Origin of the sequence: Lactobacillus sp. CBA3605 (genome assembly GCF_002970915.1) — a bacterium.
GTDB lineage: Bacteria > Bacillota > Bacilli > Lactobacillales > Lactobacillaceae > Lactiplantibacillus.
The window spans coordinates 1930898-1945823 of the sequence record NZ_CP027190.1; the positions used below are offsets into that span (position 1 = coordinate 1930898).

17 protein-coding genes are annotated in these 14926 nt (G+C 41.1%); 14 read left to right on the plus strand and 3 right to left on the minus strand.

Annotated features, from left to right (window positions below):
- Positions 1-5: 5 nt before the first annotated feature.
- The 11 genes from pstC (at position 6) to galU (ending at position 8845) form a co-directional block, all read left to right on the plus strand.
- The gene (gene pstC / locus C5Z25_RS09275) at positions 6-935 is read left to right on the plus strand and encodes a phosphate ABC transporter permease subunit PstC (RefSeq protein WP_105452359.1); all 930 of its coding nucleotides are present in this window, start codon (positions 6-8) and stop codon (positions 933-935) included.
- Positions 925-1809 (plus strand): phosphate ABC transporter permease PstA, encoded by an 885-nt coding sequence (gene pstA, locus C5Z25_RS09280; protein WP_105452360.1) that lies wholly within the window; start codon positions 925-927, stop codon positions 1807-1809. The genes pstC and pstA overlap by 11 nt, the downstream gene beginning before the upstream one ends.
- 13 nt (positions 1810-1822) lie before the next feature.
- Entirely contained in the window at positions 1823-2635 is an 813-nt protein-coding gene (gene pstB / locus C5Z25_RS09285) for a phosphate ABC transporter ATP-binding protein PstB (protein WP_105452361.1), read from the plus strand.
- An 11-nt stretch (positions 2636-2646) separates the two neighbouring features.
- Positions 2647-3402 (plus strand): phosphate ABC transporter ATP-binding protein PstB, encoded by a 756-nt coding sequence (gene pstB, locus C5Z25_RS09290; RefSeq protein WP_105452362.1) that lies wholly within the window; start codon positions 2647-2649, stop codon positions 3400-3402.
- Between the two features lie 12 nt (positions 3403-3414).
- A complete protein-coding gene (gene phoU / locus C5Z25_RS09295; protein ID WP_105449906.1) occupies positions 3415-4089 on the plus strand; it encodes a phosphate signaling complex protein PhoU in 675 nt (224 codons plus the stop codon).
- A 100-nt stretch (positions 4090-4189) separates the two neighbouring features.
- Positions 4190-4513, plus strand: coding sequence for a PspC domain-containing protein (locus C5Z25_RS09300; RefSeq protein ID WP_105449907.1), 324 nt, complete (start codon positions 4190-4192; stop codon positions 4511-4513).
- Positions 4514-4527: 14 nt separating this feature from the next.
- Entirely contained in the window at positions 4528-4893 is a 366-nt protein-coding gene (locus C5Z25_RS09305; RefSeq protein ID WP_105449908.1) for a phage holin family protein, read from the plus strand.
- A 146-nt stretch (positions 4894-5039) separates the two neighbouring features.
- Positions 5040-5990: an HPr(Ser) kinase/phosphatase gene (hprK, locus tag C5Z25_RS09310; RefSeq protein WP_105449909.1), complete on the plus strand. Its 951-nt coding sequence runs from the start codon at positions 5040-5042 to the stop codon at positions 5988-5990.
- Between the two features lie 15 nt (positions 5991-6005).
- A complete protein-coding gene (gene lgt / locus C5Z25_RS09315; protein WP_105452363.1) occupies positions 6006-6854 on the plus strand; it encodes a prolipoprotein diacylglyceryl transferase in 849 nt (282 codons plus the stop codon).
- A gap of 17 nt (positions 6855-6871) precedes the next feature.
- On the plus strand, positions 6872-7888 hold the full coding sequence (locus C5Z25_RS09320; protein WP_105452364.1) for an NAD(P)H-dependent glycerol-3-phosphate dehydrogenase: 1017 nt from the start codon (positions 6872-6874) through the stop codon (positions 7886-7888).
- 39 nt (positions 7889-7927) lie between these two features.
- Positions 7928-8845: a UTP--glucose-1-phosphate uridylyltransferase GalU gene (gene galU, locus C5Z25_RS09325; protein ID WP_105452365.1), complete on the plus strand. Its 918-nt coding sequence runs from the start codon at positions 7928-7930 to the stop codon at positions 8843-8845.
- Between the two features lie 41 nt (positions 8846-8886).
- Here the strand turns inward: galU and C5Z25_RS09330 are convergent, their stop codons facing one another.
- Entirely contained in the window at positions 8887-9567 is a 681-nt protein-coding gene (locus tag C5Z25_RS09330; RefSeq protein WP_105452366.1) for an EAL domain-containing protein, read from the minus strand.
- A gap of 296 nt (positions 9568-9863) precedes the next feature.
- Here C5Z25_RS09330 and C5Z25_RS09340 point away from each other — a divergent pair, with 296 nt between their 5' ends.
- From C5Z25_RS09340 to C5Z25_RS09355, 3 genes are all read left to right on the plus strand, one after another.
- The gene (locus C5Z25_RS09340) at positions 9864-11276 is read left to right on the plus strand and encodes an FAD-dependent oxidoreductase (protein WP_105452368.1); all 1413 of its coding nucleotides are present in this window, start codon (positions 9864-9866) and stop codon (positions 11274-11276) included.
- 496 nt (positions 11277-11772) lie between these two features.
- Positions 11773-12711, plus strand: coding sequence for a thioredoxin-disulfide reductase (gene trxB / locus C5Z25_RS09350; protein ID WP_105452369.1), 939 nt, complete (start codon positions 11773-11775; stop codon positions 12709-12711).
- A gap of 238 nt (positions 12712-12949) precedes the next feature.
- The gene (locus tag C5Z25_RS09355) at positions 12950-13615 is read left to right on the plus strand and encodes an EAL domain-containing protein (RefSeq protein ID WP_105452370.1); all 666 of its coding nucleotides are present in this window, start codon (positions 12950-12952) and stop codon (positions 13613-13615) included.
- Between the two features lie 48 nt (positions 13616-13663).
- Here C5Z25_RS09355 and C5Z25_RS09360 read toward each other — a convergent pair whose 3' ends face one another.
- Both C5Z25_RS09360 and C5Z25_RS09365 read right to left on the minus strand, forming a co-directional pair.
- Positions 13664-14296 carry a DUF421 domain-containing protein gene (locus tag C5Z25_RS09360; protein ID WP_105452371.1) on the minus strand — a complete coding sequence of 211 codons (633 nt, stop codon included), beginning with the start codon at positions 14294-14296 and terminating at the stop codon, positions 13664-13666.
- Positions 14296-14748, minus strand: a complete 453-nt coding sequence (locus tag C5Z25_RS09365; RefSeq protein ID WP_105452372.1) for a DUF3290 domain-containing protein — start codon at positions 14746-14748, stop codon at positions 14296-14298. Before C5Z25_RS09365 ends, C5Z25_RS09360 begins: the two co-directional genes overlap by 1 nt.
- Positions 14749-14926 lie beyond the last annotated feature (178 nt).

Genomic DNA, 14926 nt, shown 5'->3' on the forward strand with positions numbered 1-14926 from the left:
AGCGCATGGATAAAATTCGGGCAAGTCTCTTGAAAAAATCAGTTGCGAGCAAAATTGAACGCCGCGGTAAGCTAATCAGTTTAACCTGTTTGGCATTGATTATCGTCGTCGTGTTCTTGATTTTCTACTTTGTCGCATCACGGGGGCTAGCAACCTTCTTTCAAAATCATATTAACTTTTGGCAGTTTCTAAGTGGGACACAATGGAATCCAGGAACCGTGGGGACCAATGGTCAGCCAGCAGTTGGGGCGTTACCAATGTTAGTTGGCTCGTTTCTAATCACAATTTTATCAGCCTTGATTGCGACGCCATTTGCCATTGGGACTGCTGTGTTTATGACTGAAATTTCACCGCGGCGTGGGGCTCAAATTTTGCGACCAGTGACGGAATTATTAGTCGGGATTCCGTCCGTTGTGTATGGGTTCATCGGGTTACAAGTTGTCGTGCCATTTGTAAGAAGCACTTTTGGTGGCAGTGGGTATGGGATTTTATCCGGGACCTTTGTCCTATTCGTTATGATTCTACCAACTGTTACATCGATGAGTGCTGATGCGTTAAATGCCGTTCCACGGTATTATCGAGAAGCATCATTGGCGTTAGGTGCAACTCGGTGGCAAACCACGTATAAAGTGGTTTTGAGAGCCGCAATCCCAGGTATGCTAACAGCCATTGTTTTTGGGATGGCCCGGGCCTTTGGCGAAGCCTTAGCTGTACAAATGGTGATTGGGAATGCGACCTTGCTGCCGCAAAATTTAGTTTCACCAGCCTCAACGTTAACTAGTATCTTAACCATGGGAATTGGGAATACCGTTATGGGCTCCTTACAAAATAATGCGTTGTGGTCGTTAGCTATGATGTTATTACTCATGTCACTGTTCTTTAACTTAGTGATTCGCTATATTGGACGAAAGGGGAAACTAAATAATGAACGCTAAACGAATGGATAAGCTGGCTACCGGTATCTTATACACCGTTGCCGCTTTAGTTGTAATTATTTTGGTGGCTTTACTTGGTTATATCCTAGTCCAGGGGGTGCCAGAAATTTCCTGGCATTTTTTAACCTCACCGTCACTTTCATTTGAAGCCGGTGGTGGGATTGGTATTCAACTCTTTAATTCATTCTATCTGTTATTTTTGGCGTTACTGATTTCACTGCCCATCTCATTGGGAGCAGGAATTTATCTGAATGAATATGCGAGCCAAAATACGTTTACCGGCTTGATTCGAACGACCATTGAAATTTTAAGCTCACTGCCTTCGGTTGTGGTTGGCTTGTTCGGTTATTTGTTCTTTGTGGTTCAATTTAAGCTAGGCTTTTCAATCTTGTCAGGGGCATTTGCACTCACTGTCTTTAATCTGCCAATTCTAACGCGTAGCATTGAAGAGGCGTTAGCTAATATCTCTGATAGTCAACGCGAAGCTGGTTATGCTTTAGGCTTGTCACGGTGGGAAACGGTGACCAAAATCGTGGTGCCAGCAGCGTTGCCAAGTATTATTACGGGGATTGTTTTAAGCGCCGGTCGGATTTTTGGTGAGGCCGCGGCGTTGATTTATACGGCAGGCCAAAGTGCGCCAGCGTTAAATTTCAGCGATTGGAATCCATTTAATATTAGTAGTCCCTTAAGTCCTATGCGCCCGGCTGAGACCCTGGCCGTGCATATTTGGAAGATTAATTCTGAAGGGATTATGCCGGATGCTAAGGCGGTCTCAGCGGGCGCCTCGGCCGTGTTAATTATTGCGGTCTTGCTCTTTAACTTCTTAGCCCGCTGGCTTGGAAAACGCTTGTATAAACATTTAACCGCTGAATAAGGAGGTCCTTTTAATGGCAGATGCAACAACGATGACGACAGATCAACGAAATATTATGAAGTTCGATGAAAAAGCACATGAAATTGCACTTTCAACGCACGATTTACACGTGTTCTATGGTAAGTCGGAAGCAATTTCAGAGGGTGATTTACAATTTGAACGGTATAAAATCAGTGCACTGATTGGACCATCTGGTTCAGGGAAATCAACTTATTTGCGTTCTTTGAATCGCATGAATGATCGAATTGCCACGGTTAAGGGCCAAATTATGTATCGGGGCTTAGATATTAATAGTAATGCAATTGACGTTTATGAGATGCGGCGCCATATTGGCATGGTTTTCCAGCGGCCTAATCCCTTTGCTAAATCAATTTATGAAAATATTACCTTTGCATTACGGCAACGTGGCATGAAGAATAAGCAAGAATTAGATGAAGTTGTGGAACGATCTTTACGACAGGCGGCCATGTGGGACCAGGTTAAAGATGATTTAAATAAGAGTGCCTTAGCGCTTTCGGGTGGTCAACAACAACGGCTGTGCATTGCCCGGGCAATTGCTATTAAGCCTGATATTTTATTGTTAGACGAACCAGCTAGTGCTTTGGATCCCATTTCGACGAGTCAGATTGAAGACACTTTGCTAGAATTAAAGCAAAACTATACGATTATTATCGTAACCCATAATATGCAACAAGCGTCACGAATTAGTGACTATACGGCGTTCTTTAATCTCGGTAAAGTTTTGGAATATGCTGAAACGGGGGATGTTTTCACCAATCCTAAAGTTGACCTGACAAATGATTATATCTCTGGTAATTTTGGCTAGGAGGCGAGTTAATGAGTACAATTTTAAAGACTGAAAATCTATCACTTTTTTATGGTAAGAAAGAGGCTTTGAAAAGTGTTAATCTTAGTTTCGAAAACAAAGGGATCACGGCTTTAATCGGTCCATCAGGATGTGGTAAATCAACGTTTTTACGGTGCTTGAATCGGATGAACGACTTAATTCCTAATGTGACGATTACTGGTGAGGTGGCTTTTAATCAGGCGAATATCTATGCACCGACGACAGATACCGTTCAATTACGAAAAGAAATCGGGATGGTTTTTCAACAGCCCAATCCCTTTCCGTTTTCAATTTACGAAAATGTTGTTTATGGATTACGGTTAGCCGGGGTTCGCGATAAGGAAACGCTGGATGCAGCCGTTGAAAAAAGCTTGAAACAAGCGGCAATTTGGGATGAGGTCAAAGATCGCTTACATGTCAATGCGTTATCTTTATCTGGTGGTCAACAGCAACGGATTTGTATCGCACGAGTCCTTGCAGTTGAACCAGAAATTATTCTTTTGGATGAAGCCACCAGTGCGTTGGACCCAGTTTCAAGCCATATGATTGAAATGACCCTATTGAATTTACGGCATGATTACACTATCATAACTGTTACGCATAATATGCAACAGGCGTCACGAATTTCTGATCGAACCGCTTTTTTCTTGAATGGTGAGTTAATTGAGGTAAATGATACGAAACAGATTTTCATGAATCCGGTTAAGCAAGCAACCAATGACTATATTTCAGGCCGATTTGGTTAGGAGGATAAAACCATGCGACGACTATTTGATGATGAATTAAATGATATTGATGCTAATTTTACCGAAATGGGAATGATGGTTAGTGAAACTATTGAAAAAGCTGTGAAAGCTTTTATTGACCATGATCGTGATTTAGCTCAAGAAATCATTGATAATGATGCCAAAATTAATGAACGTGAAGTCGAATTGGAACAAAAATCATTTGAAATGATTGCTTTATACCAGCCAGTAACTTCTGATTTACGTGAAATCGTTACGATTTTAAAGGCCGTCTCAGAATTAGAACGGATGGCTGATTATGCCCGGAACATTGCGCATGCGACGATTCGGGTTAAAGGACATGTACGTGTCCCTGAAATTGAAGCGCAGTTATCTGAGATGGGGAACCGGGTCCGTAAAATGGTCGAAGAGATGTTAGCAGCCTATGTTAAAAGCGATGATTTGGCAGCCCGTAAAGTTGCGGCTAAGGATGCTAAAGTTGGTGAAATGTACGATAAAATCAACGAAAAAGGAATTTCGAAGATGGAACGCCATCCAGAAACTGTGATTGGATCGACCGACTATCTTAATGTTGCGAGTTATTTGTTACGAATCGGTGCATTGGTCACCAATGTTGGTGAATGGATCGTTTACTTGAATACTGGAAAAATCATAGAATTGAATCCAGAAAGTTCGAATTTAGTTTAGTGATTCATAAATAATTTCTAAAGCCGGTCCATCAAGTTTGCAACCTGCTTTTACAATTAGTAGAATATAATTAGACTAAACTTATGTGAGGGGTCTAATTATGAAGACTAAAACTAATCGTAAACTAACTAAATCTAACAATCGGGTCGTTGCCGGTGTCTTGGGTGGCATTGCCGCCTACCTACAGTGGAATGCTACCGTATTGCGTGTGTTATTTGTGTTACTGACAATTGCGTCACATGGTTTTGGGATTTTGTTGTACTTAGTTCTAATGACCATTATTCCCAGTCAGCCTAAGCAATCTGGTTTTTTTGATCAGATGCGCCAAGCTACTGGGCAGTCATCACAAACTACGCAGCAACCGCAAGGACGTAAAGAAATTCATAACGTCCATGAAGAAGATGAGCCGCGCCACCAAGATTAATGGAGTGATAGTGAGTGGGTTTTTGGAAACGAATTATAATTAATACCGTATTATTTATTGCCATTGCTGGCTTTTTTAAGAGTGATTTCCATGTTGCCAATGTGTGGATTGCTTTATTGGCAAGTTTTGTTTTAGCAGTCTTGAACGCAGCGGTTAAACCCGTGCTACTGTTATTATCATTACCGATTACGTTATTGACCTTAGGGTTATTCAGTATTGTGATTAATGGTTTGATGCTCCAACTGACGTCTTATTTTGTCGGCAAAACCAGTTTTGGATTTTCCAGTTTTGGAATGGCCGTCTTAGTGTCGGTTTTAATGTCCTTGGCAAATGTGATTGTTTCTAATTTTTTAGCTAAGCGTGATGTAAATGGTGAATAAAGCGCTTTAAAGTGCTAAAATTAACAGATAGGAATGATCCATTTTCAGTCAAAAAAGTGCGAGCGGCTTGAAAAAAGATTGCAATAGCAATTTTGGACAATGCCACTGGCTTTTTTTTATAGCTGAATAATTTGGGAGGGATTAACTTGGCAGAAAGTGTAACTGTTGCCGATTTAGTGAAAAATACCCGCTTGGATGTTTACCATGGCGCCAAGCTACTAGCAGATAAAGAAATTACAATTAGTGATATTTCACGGCCTGGTTTAGCACTAACAGGCTACTTCAACTACTACCCGCGCGAACGGGTACAATTGCTGGGGAAAACTGAAACCGCTTATTCAAAGAATATGAGCCACGATGAACGATTAATGATTTTTCGGAAGATGTGTCAATTAACGACGCCAGCTTTTGTGGTTTCTACGGGATTACCCGTACCTGCTGAGCTTGTTCAGGCTGGTGACGAGAACAAGGTACCAATCTTAGGCACTAAGATGACTTCTTCACGAATTTTAAGTAATATGACCAACTACTTGGAAGGTAAATTAGCTGAACGTCAATCGGTTCATGGTGTTTTAGTGGACATTTATGGGCTAGGGGTTTTAATTACTGGTGATTCAGGGGTTGGGAAAAGTGAAACGGCTTTGGAGCTCGTCAAACGGGGGCATCGCTTGATTGCAGATGATCGCGTAGATGTTTATCAACAAGATGAACAAACCCTAGTTGGGGAAGCACCAAAGATTTTAAATCATCTCCTTGAGATTCGGGGGATTGGGATTATTGACGTGATGAACTTATTCGGTGCCGGAGCAGTCCGCCAAGATACCGATATTGATTTAATTGTTCACTTAGAGAATTGGACGCCAGATAAGCAATTTGATAGACTAGGAAATGGCGAAGCATCGCGTAAGTTTTTTGATGTTGAAGTGCCGGAAGTCTCTATTCCGGTTAAAACTGGGCGTAACTTAGCCATTATTATTGAAGCAGCTGCGATGAACTTTCGGGCTGAAAGCATGGGCTATGATGCGACTAAGGTGTTTGATGACAATTTGAATTCCTTAATCAAAGAAAATTCAGCCCATGATTCTGAAAAGCATTAAGGAGATGGCGACAGCGTGAAACTCGTCTTGGGGGCGTTAAACCCGATTGCGTTAAGATTAGGGCCGATTGAGGTTCATTGGTATGGCGTATTTATTGCAAGTGCCGTTATTATTGCGGTGACTTTGGCTGTGCGCGAGGGTCTGCGGCGTGGTATTCGACCAGATGATATTTACGATATGATTTTGTGGGCCTTACCGTTTACTTTAATTGCGGCTCGATTATATTATGTTGGGTTTCAATGGTCCTATTATAGCCAAAATCCAGGTGAAATTATCCGAATCTGGGATGGCGGTATTGCCATTTATGGCGGCTTAATTGGTGCGGCAATTGTGGTGATTCTATTTTGCCGATCACGGTTTGTCCCCGTTTGGTTAATGTTAGATGTTGCGGCACCAACTGTCATTATGGGCCAAGGAATTGGTCGCTGGGGTAATTTCATGAACCAGGAAGCTTTTGGCCGGGTGACTAGTTTGGGCTTTCTACAAGGGTTACATTTACCGCAGTGGTTGATTTCTCAGATGTATATCAACGGTGCATATCGGCAACCGACGTTTTTATACGAGTCGGTTTGGGATTTGCTCGGATTCGTTTTATTGATGACGACGCGACATAAAAAGGGGCTTTACAAACAGGGTGAAGTGTTCTTGGCCTATGTCGCATGGTATTCATTTGGTCGTTTCTTTACAGAAGGAATGCGGACAGATTCTTTAATGTTATTTGGCGTCATCCGTATTTCACAGGCCCTATCCGTGGTATTATTTATTGGTAGTTTGACTTTGATTATTTGGCGTCGACGCCGATTAACCGAGAATCGTTGGTACCTTGATGGTTCTGGTCAAAAAATTGCCACCGAAAATAAGTAGATTAGAGGTATATTTGAATGACAGAAAAAGTTGCCGTTCTAGGTGCTGGCTCATGGGGCAGTATTTTGGCGAACTTATTAGATGAGAACGGAAATGAAGTTCGACTCTGGTCTAATTCGGCTGCACAAGCAGCTGAACTAAACGATCAGCATACGAATGAACGCTATGTCCATGGGTTTCATTATTCAGAGTCGTTAATGGCTTATACGGATTTGAAGGCGGCTTTAGATGGAGTTGCAGTGATTCTGTTCGTCGTGCCAACGAAGGCTATCCGTAGTGTGGCACAACAAGTCACAGCGGTGTTACAAGCAACTGGACAACGGCCAATTATTGTTCATGCTAGCAAAGGCTTAGAATTAGAAACCCACAAGCGGTTATCGCAAGTGTTGGCAGAAGAAATTCCAGCCAATTTACGTCAAGCAATTGTGGTGTTATCTGGCCCTAGTCATGCGGAAGAAGTTGCTAAACGCGATATCACGTTAATCACAGCGGCAAGCGCGGACGATGCGGCTGCTAAGCTGGTACAACAGCTCTTTATGAATAATTATTTCCGAATCTATACAAACAATGATGTCATTGGGGTTGAATTAGGTGCTGCCCTGAAAAATATTATTGCATTAGGTGCTGGTGCGTTACATGGGTTGGGCTATGGTGATGATGCCAAAGCTGCTTTGATGACACGTGGATTGGCTGAAATTAGCCGTCTTGGCGTGGCATTAGGGGCTGAACCGTTAACTTTTATCGGGTTATCAGGTGTTGGTGACTTAATTGTAACTGCTACGAGTGTGCATTCACGTAACTGGCGGGCTGGTAATGAACTTGGCGCTGGTCAAGATTTGAAGACGGTCGTTGCGACCATGGGAATGGTGATTGAAGGGATTCCATCTACTAAAGCGGCTTACGAATTAGCCCAACAGCAGCAGATTGAAATGCCCATCACCGAAGCCATTTATGATGTTTTATATAATGGCGCCGATATTAAGCAAGTTATCCCTCAGTTGATGCAACGTGAGGGGAAACCTGAAATTCAGTAGGTTATTATTTTATTTCATTATTCTTAGGAGGATGTCCAAATGTCTAAAGTTAGAAAAGCAGTTATTCCCGCCGCTGGTTTAGGAACTCGTTTCTTACCAGCTACTAAAGCAATGCCCAAGGAAATGCTGCCAATTGTTGATAAGCCAACGATTCAATTCATCGTTGATGAAGCACGGAAGTCTGGTATTGAAGATATTGTGATTGTTACGGGTAAGAGCAAGCGGAGTATCGAAGACTACTATGATTCAAATCCAGAACTGGAAGATAATTTACGGGCTAAGCACAAGGAAGAAATGTTAAAACTCGTTCAAGAAACGACTGATATTAACCTCTACTTTATTCGGCAATCACATCCCCGTGGCTTAGGTGATGCAGTTTTAACGGCTAAAGCCTTCGTTGGGGACGAACCTTTTGTTGTCATGCTGGGTGATGATTTGATGGAAGACAAAGTGCCATTGACGAAGCAATTGATGGATAGCTATGATCAAACACATGCCTCAACCTTAGCTGTTATGAAGGTGCCACATGATGATGTATCGAAATATGGGGTTATTAATCCTGAAAGTGAAAAGGCACCTGGTTTATACAATGTGAATAACTTTGTTGAAAAGCCAAGTCCCGAAGATGCTCCCAGTGATTTGGCGATTATTGGGCGTTACTTGTTAACTCCTGAAATTTTTGATGTCTTAGAACATCAAAAACCAGGTAAGGGTGATGAAATCCAATTAACTGATGCCATTGATACGCTGAATAAAACGCAACGCGTCTTCGCCCATGAATTTAAGGGCACACGTCATGATGTCGGTTACAAATTTGGTTACTTAAAGACGACGATTGAATATGGGCTAACTCATCCTGATGTTAAGGATGATTTACGTGCTTATATTAAAGACTTAGGAATTAAGTTAACCAAAGCGGATGCTAACAAATCTGCTACGAAGAAAACCACGAAATAATAAAAAATGATTCAGCTGAATAAATCAGCTGGATCATTTTTTTAACGGTCAGATTTAAGCTTGAAAAGATGTGGCTTGCCGTAGTAATACCCTTGACGGAGTGGAATATTTAAATCATCCGCCAATTGATCTTCAGCGTCATCTTCGACCCCTTCAAGAATTAAGCGAGCATCATGTTCTAAGGCAACATCATTCCAGAATTTGAGTTGTGCCGGAATTTCATCAGTTCGTTCTTCTTTACGGAAGTTTTGCATGGCAAATTTAATTTCTTCAGCATAACCAAGTAATGGTTTAATATGGTCAAAAACGTTAATACCAGTACCAACGTCATCCAGGCTAAACTCTAATCCATGCGCTTTGATTAATTCAATTTGTTTTTGCATATCAGCTAGTGAATAAGCTTCTTCATCAGGTTCTTCAGTTACTTCAACAATCACTTTAACCGGAAACAATTTAGCTTGGGCGTCAATAACGGCGGCCGCAATCGCAGGTGTTAAAAATTGCTTACGGTTGAAATTGATAGAAACTGACCCAATCTTTAAAGACAACTCACTGGCAGTTGCCTTCAATAAATCAATTTGTACATCAATTGGAATAGCTTCAAAGTTTGCTGGTAGTGTCCAACGATCTGCTTCGGTTTCACGGTAACGAATAAGCATTTCGTAACCAATCAAAGAATTATTGAATTTATTTAATTGTGGTTGAATAAAATAGCGATACATACACTGGCCCCTTACGTTCAAATTATGTTCAGTAAAATTACCCCTAAGTTACATAGTATACCAAATAATGATTTAGTGGAATACGAAGGTCTCGTCTTTTTTCAATTGAGCGGTGAGTTTAAGCAAGGGTTGGAATGGTTGAAAGCGATATCCAAACTTTTTTACGCCGATATTAAAATAATTTAGGTGTTTTAACAAATCCGGATATAAATTAGTCGAAAAAGCGGTTATAATTAAGTTGGTCTGTATCAACGTATATGTGACAAATAAATTAATTCTGTGGAGGAATACTTAGTATGAAGATTGTAATTGTTGGTTGTACCCATGCCGGAACAGCGGCAGCAAATCAAATTTTAAAGAATCATCCAGAATCAGAAGTGACGATTTATGAACGTAACGATAATATTTCATTCTTATCTTGTGGGATTTATCTTTATTTAGGTGGCAAGGTTAATAAGCTAGAAGATATGTTTTATGCGTCACCAGAAGAACTTGAAGCAGCGGGTGCTACAGTAAAAACTAAGCATAATGTACTTAAAATTGATGCAACTGCTAAGACGATGCAAGTTGCAGATATGGAAACAGGTAAAGTCTTTGATGACCATTATGACAAGTTAATTATGACGACCGGGTCATCCGTTGCGGTGCCACCAATCTTTGGGATTGATGAATCGAAAGTTCTTTTGTGCAAAACGTATGAACAAGCACAGGAAATTTACAAAACTGCTAAGGATAACAAACGGATTGCGATTGTTGGGGCTGGTTATATTGGAACCGAATTATCTGAAAGCTATGCCAATACAAATCATGAAGTAACCTTGTTCCAATCACATGATCAGATTTTAAATCACTATATTAGCAAAGATATGTCTGACCAAGCGGTTGATTTATTGAAGCAACATGGCGTTAAAGTGCTCTTAAATCATCGGGTTACTGCATTTACCGGGAACGATAAAGGTGAATTGGTTATTGAAACAACCCAAGGGGATTTTGTGGCCGATTTAGCAATTGTTGGGACAGGCTTTATTCCAACGACTGAATTATTACGTGGTCAAGTGGATATGGACAGACATGGTGCTATCATTATCAATGATTATGTTCAAACGTCTAATCCTGATATTTATGCTGCGGGCGATTCATGTGTGGTTAACTTTAACCCAACGGGTCGGTCAGCTTATACGCCGTTGGCAACGAACGCTGTCCGGCAAGGGGCTTTAGCTGGGGTTAATATTTTTGGCAACATCCAACCTTACATGGGAACGCAGGCAACGTCGGCAATGCAGTTATTTAATTACACGCTAGCAACTACTGGGCTGACTTATGAAGTTGCGAAGATGAGCAACGTGCCAGTTAAACGAGTCGTCTTTGATGGCACGTGGCGGCCAAGTTACATGCCAAGCACGGATCCATTGAGAATTGAATTAACGTATAATCCTGAGAATCGGCAAGTCCTAGGAGCACAGTTCTGGAGTCCTCACGAAGTTGCCCAGTCAGCCAATACGGTTTCAGTAGCTATTCAAAATGGGAATACAATTGATGATTTAGCCTTTGTTGATATGCTATTCTCACCAAACTTTGATGATCCCTTCAATTATTTGAACTTAGTCGCTCAAATGGCGGTTGACCAAGAAGCCAAGGCTGGCAATACGCAAGGACGGATTACAGCTGTCGGTGATTGGGCTAAGTTAAATAATCCTGAAAACAAGTAAATTGTTGAATGGGGTCTTATGATGCGTAGCAAGTGGTTAGGATGTGGCTACCGGCCAGGGGCAACAATTTCTGACCTTTTACTAAGTGATTAGAAACAGTTGATAATCACGGATAATTTCATTATCGTTAAGACCCCTGTCGTAAGAGGCCTTAGCGCGTTATTACCACGCTGGGTGATTTTGAATCATTCGCGTGCTATTAGCGTACAATCAGATGGTATTATACATGCATTAAAACGAGTTTTGATAAGGGCCTACAAGCTTCAGTTAGTTTGAGTTCGTTAGAAATTTTATTAGTCGTGGGGATTGCTAGTTGGGACCCGGAAAAAATGAAGAGTCCCTATGATTTGATGAACACAGGGATTAAAGAAACCGAATATGATGTATAATGGCGAGGCCACTTTTTTCAGTTGTGTACAAACAACTTAGTCGACAAACTAGATTTTTGGGGGTATATTTAGCCACATAGATTAGTTAAGTGGAAGGGGTTTTAGAAATGGCAAAGCATTACGACGTGATTATTATTGGTGCCGGTCCTGCTGGGATGACAGCGGCCTTATATGCCTCACGGGCCAATTTATCAGTATTACTATTAGATCGTGGGATTTATGGTGGACAAATGAATAATACCGCCGCAATTGAAAACTACCCGGGTTTTAAATCAATTCTAGGGCCAGATTTGGCTAAGGAAATGTATGAATCCTCAACCCAATTTGGGGCAGAATATGCTTATGGTAGTGTTGAATCAGTTGAAGACCAAGGTGACATTAAGGTGGTTAAGACGGATTCGGATACGTTTGAAACTAAAGCAATTGTCATTGGGACGGGGTCAGAGTACCGTAAACTTGGGGTACCTGGCGAAGATACCTATGGTGGCCGGGGTGTTTCGTACTGTGCCGTTTGTGATGGGGCATTCTTCCGTAACAAGCACGTGGTCGTCATCGGTGGTGGTGATTCTGCCATTGAAGAAGGCAGTTACCTGACGCAATTAGCTGATAAAGTGACTGTTATTCATCGGCGTGATCAACTACGGGCGCAACAAATTTTACAAGACCGGGCCTTTGCAAATGACAAGATGGACTTTGTCTGGAACAGCAACGTCACGGAAATTGTTGGTGATGGGAAAAAGGTCACTGGTGTGAAAGTGAATAATAATCAAACTGGTGAAAATAGCGAAATTGCGGTTGATGGGGTCTTTATTTATGTTGGGATTAACCCAATTACAAAGCCTTTTAGTAATCTCGGTATTACGGATGAAAATGGTTGGATTGAAACGACTAACCATATGGAAACCAAAGTGCCTGGCATCTTTGCTGTGGGCGATGTACGTAAAAAAGATTTGCGGCAAGTTGCGACGGCTGTCGGCGAAGGCGGTACAGCTGGACAACAAGTTTATTCATACATTACGGCCCTCGGTGATAAAGTTAAAAATTAAGTAGTTGAGCGTTAATCGAGCGTGGAATAAACTGGCTTTTTGTGCCTGTTTTGGCACGCTTGATGACCGATGATAAATAGTCATTGCAGGAATTCACAAATTCTTGCAATGACTATTTTTTGTTTCGCTTGGTTTTGTTGGTCGCATTTTAGTTGCCATCAAAGCGGTAATTCGCTATAATCAGCAACACTGAAAACGATTACGATTAGACCCTTAACTCACAGTGAAGGAGGCAGCCATGCCAACGTATAAATATTTTGCCCAACCCATTAAAAATGTCCTGACGAATCAGACCATTTTGTATGAATTATTATTACGACAATGGCATGAGGCCCAACAAACTTGGGGAATCCCAATTGATTTTGAGCTCACACCAGCGGCGGTTATCCAGTTGTTGGATGTGGCCGTTAAGGAATTAAAGTACCACAATGTTTCAATTAACCTGACCCAAAAACAATTTGCCAATCCGGTCATGCAACGCGACCTGAATGCTTATGTGACTGAAAATTTATTGCCACGCCAATTAACCATTGAATTAGTAAGTACGCCGGATTTAGCGGTATTAAAGGCTATGAGCCGAGATTATCGCTCGGCGGGGGTATTAATTGCGTTTGATGATGTGGGCTCGGATAATTTGTTGGCAGATATTGCACCGATGTTACCGTATGCCAACACGATTAAGTTCGCATTGCAAAATAGTCGTCAAATTGGACAAGCTAATTTAAAAACAGCAGTTTCAGAGCTCCGTTTTTGGTTTGAAAAGGCAGAAGCCGAACAAATGCTGTTTACCTTTGAAGGGATTGAAACGGCAGCTGACCTGCAACTGGCGCATAACTTACGAATTACACGGGGGCAAGGGTACTTATTTGCCAAGCCACAGTTACCAGTAACGTTTAATGATTAAAAAATCACTAACTGTGGCATCGGAGTTACAGCCATGGCTAGTGATCTTTTAGTGTTGATAGGGAAATAATAAGAGTTGTTTGTTCGTATAAGTACCCAGATAAATATCGCTTAGAGTATAATTTTTGGCATCAAGTTGGGCTTGTAGCCAAGCTAAATCATGATCGCTGCTCTCCAGGACATCTGTATCTAATTGACCATCGACGATTAAGGGATACTTGATGACATCATCGCCAACTTGCGTAATTGTTAATTGACCGTTCTGCTTGAGAATCGCGCGTTTAACGTAACGGATATCGGTAATGCCTTCAGTACGCAAACGGAAAGTTAAGTCATTGGCACTCAACCCATTTTTCAGAGCGGTTGCGACCATTAGTTCACCGTTTTTAATTAAGAGCTGTGGTTGACCGTCAATTAAGGTTTTAATGTAGCGGTTATGGTGAGTCAAAAATCGCAGGACTAAGACGAGTAGTGTCCAGATTAACAGTACTAGAATATATTGAAGTACCGTCACACTTGTGCTATAAATCATCCCACCAACGATGGCACCAAGTACGTAATTTTGAACCTGATCAAGGGCACTGATAGGAGCAAGATTACTTTTACCAGATAGATTAATTTGTAGAATGATGGTTAATAAGCCTAGGCCTAATTTAATCGTCACATCCCAGTATGAAAACATTATTGGTCCCCCTTAACGTAAGTAATTTGTGGATTAATCGTGGTGGCTTTGGTCAGGGTATAACTATTGCCATCAGGATTAATTGTCACGTTATAAATGGTTTTATTCATCATAATTAACATGCCGCTACTAACCGTTGCCGTATTTGACCAGATTTTGTGACGCGAGATATGATGTTTTTGCGCAACCCGTTGCATAATCTGAGTAACTTGTGATTTTTGGGATGAATTAGATTGCAACATCTGCCACTCATTAAATTGAATCCCAATCAGCAAGAATAATAATAAAACCATGATAATAAATAAATCACGATACTTTAAGTCGGTTTGATGCCGATACCAGAGCCAACTAACTAGACCGATAATTAAAATAATAATACTAATCACTGCCAGTTGAATTAACGTGTGGTTACTGTTTTGTTGCGTTAAATAAGTGTATGAATAAAAAGTCATGATAGCCCCCTTATGAACTTAATTATACCAATTAATTAAGTAAAAGAGACTGAAATAATAGTTGAAATAGTGGCGATAGCGGGTTAAATTGCGATGCAAACGTAGATTTATCATGAATTTTAACTTGTAAAGGGGTCACATGTTGTATACTATTTTTGTAAGCACTAACAATTATATG

Coding starts and splice junctions, on each gene's coding strand:
- pstC (WP_105452359.1), top strand. CDS start 6: ATGGATAAAATTCGGGCAAGTCTCTTGAAAAAATCAGTTGCGAGCAAA.
- pstA (WP_105452360.1), top strand. CDS start 925: ATGAACGCTAAACGAATGGATAAGCTGGCTACCGGTATCTTATACACC.
- pstB (WP_105452361.1), top strand. CDS start 1,823: ATGGCAGATGCAACAACGATGACGACAGATCAACGAAATATTATGAAG.
- pstB (WP_105452362.1), top strand. CDS start 2,647: ATGAGTACAATTTTAAAGACTGAAAATCTATCACTTTTTTATGGTAAG.
- phoU (WP_105449906.1), top strand. CDS start 3,415: ATGCGACGACTATTTGATGATGAATTAAATGATATTGATGCTAATTTT.
- C5Z25_RS09300 (WP_105449907.1), top strand. CDS start 4,190: ATGAAGACTAAAACTAATCGTAAACTAACTAAATCTAACAATCGGGTC.
- C5Z25_RS09320 (WP_105452364.1), top strand. CDS start 6,872: ATGACAGAAAAAGTTGCCGTTCTAGGTGCTGGCTCATGGGGCAGTATT.
- galU (WP_105452365.1), top strand. CDS start 7,928: ATGTCTAAAGTTAGAAAAGCAGTTATTCCCGCCGCTGGTTTAGGAACT.
- C5Z25_RS09330 (WP_105452366.1), bottom strand. CDS start 9,567: ATGTATCGCTATTTTATTCAACCACAATTAAATAAATTCAATAATTCT.
- C5Z25_RS09340 (WP_105452368.1), top strand. CDS start 9,864: ATGAAGATTGTAATTGTTGGTTGTACCCATGCCGGAACAGCGGCAGCA.
- trxB (WP_105452369.1), top strand. CDS start 11,773: ATGGCAAAGCATTACGACGTGATTATTATTGGTGCCGGTCCTGCTGGG.
- C5Z25_RS09355 (WP_105452370.1), top strand. CDS start 12,950: ATGCCAACGTATAAATATTTTGCCCAACCCATTAAAAATGTCCTGACG.
- C5Z25_RS09360 (WP_105452371.1), bottom strand. CDS start 14,296: ATGTTTTCATACTGGGATGTGACGATTAAATTAGGCCTAGGCTTATTA.
- C5Z25_RS09365 (WP_105452372.1), bottom strand. CDS start 14,748: ATGACTTTTTATTCATACACTTATTTAACGCAACAAAACAGTAACCAC.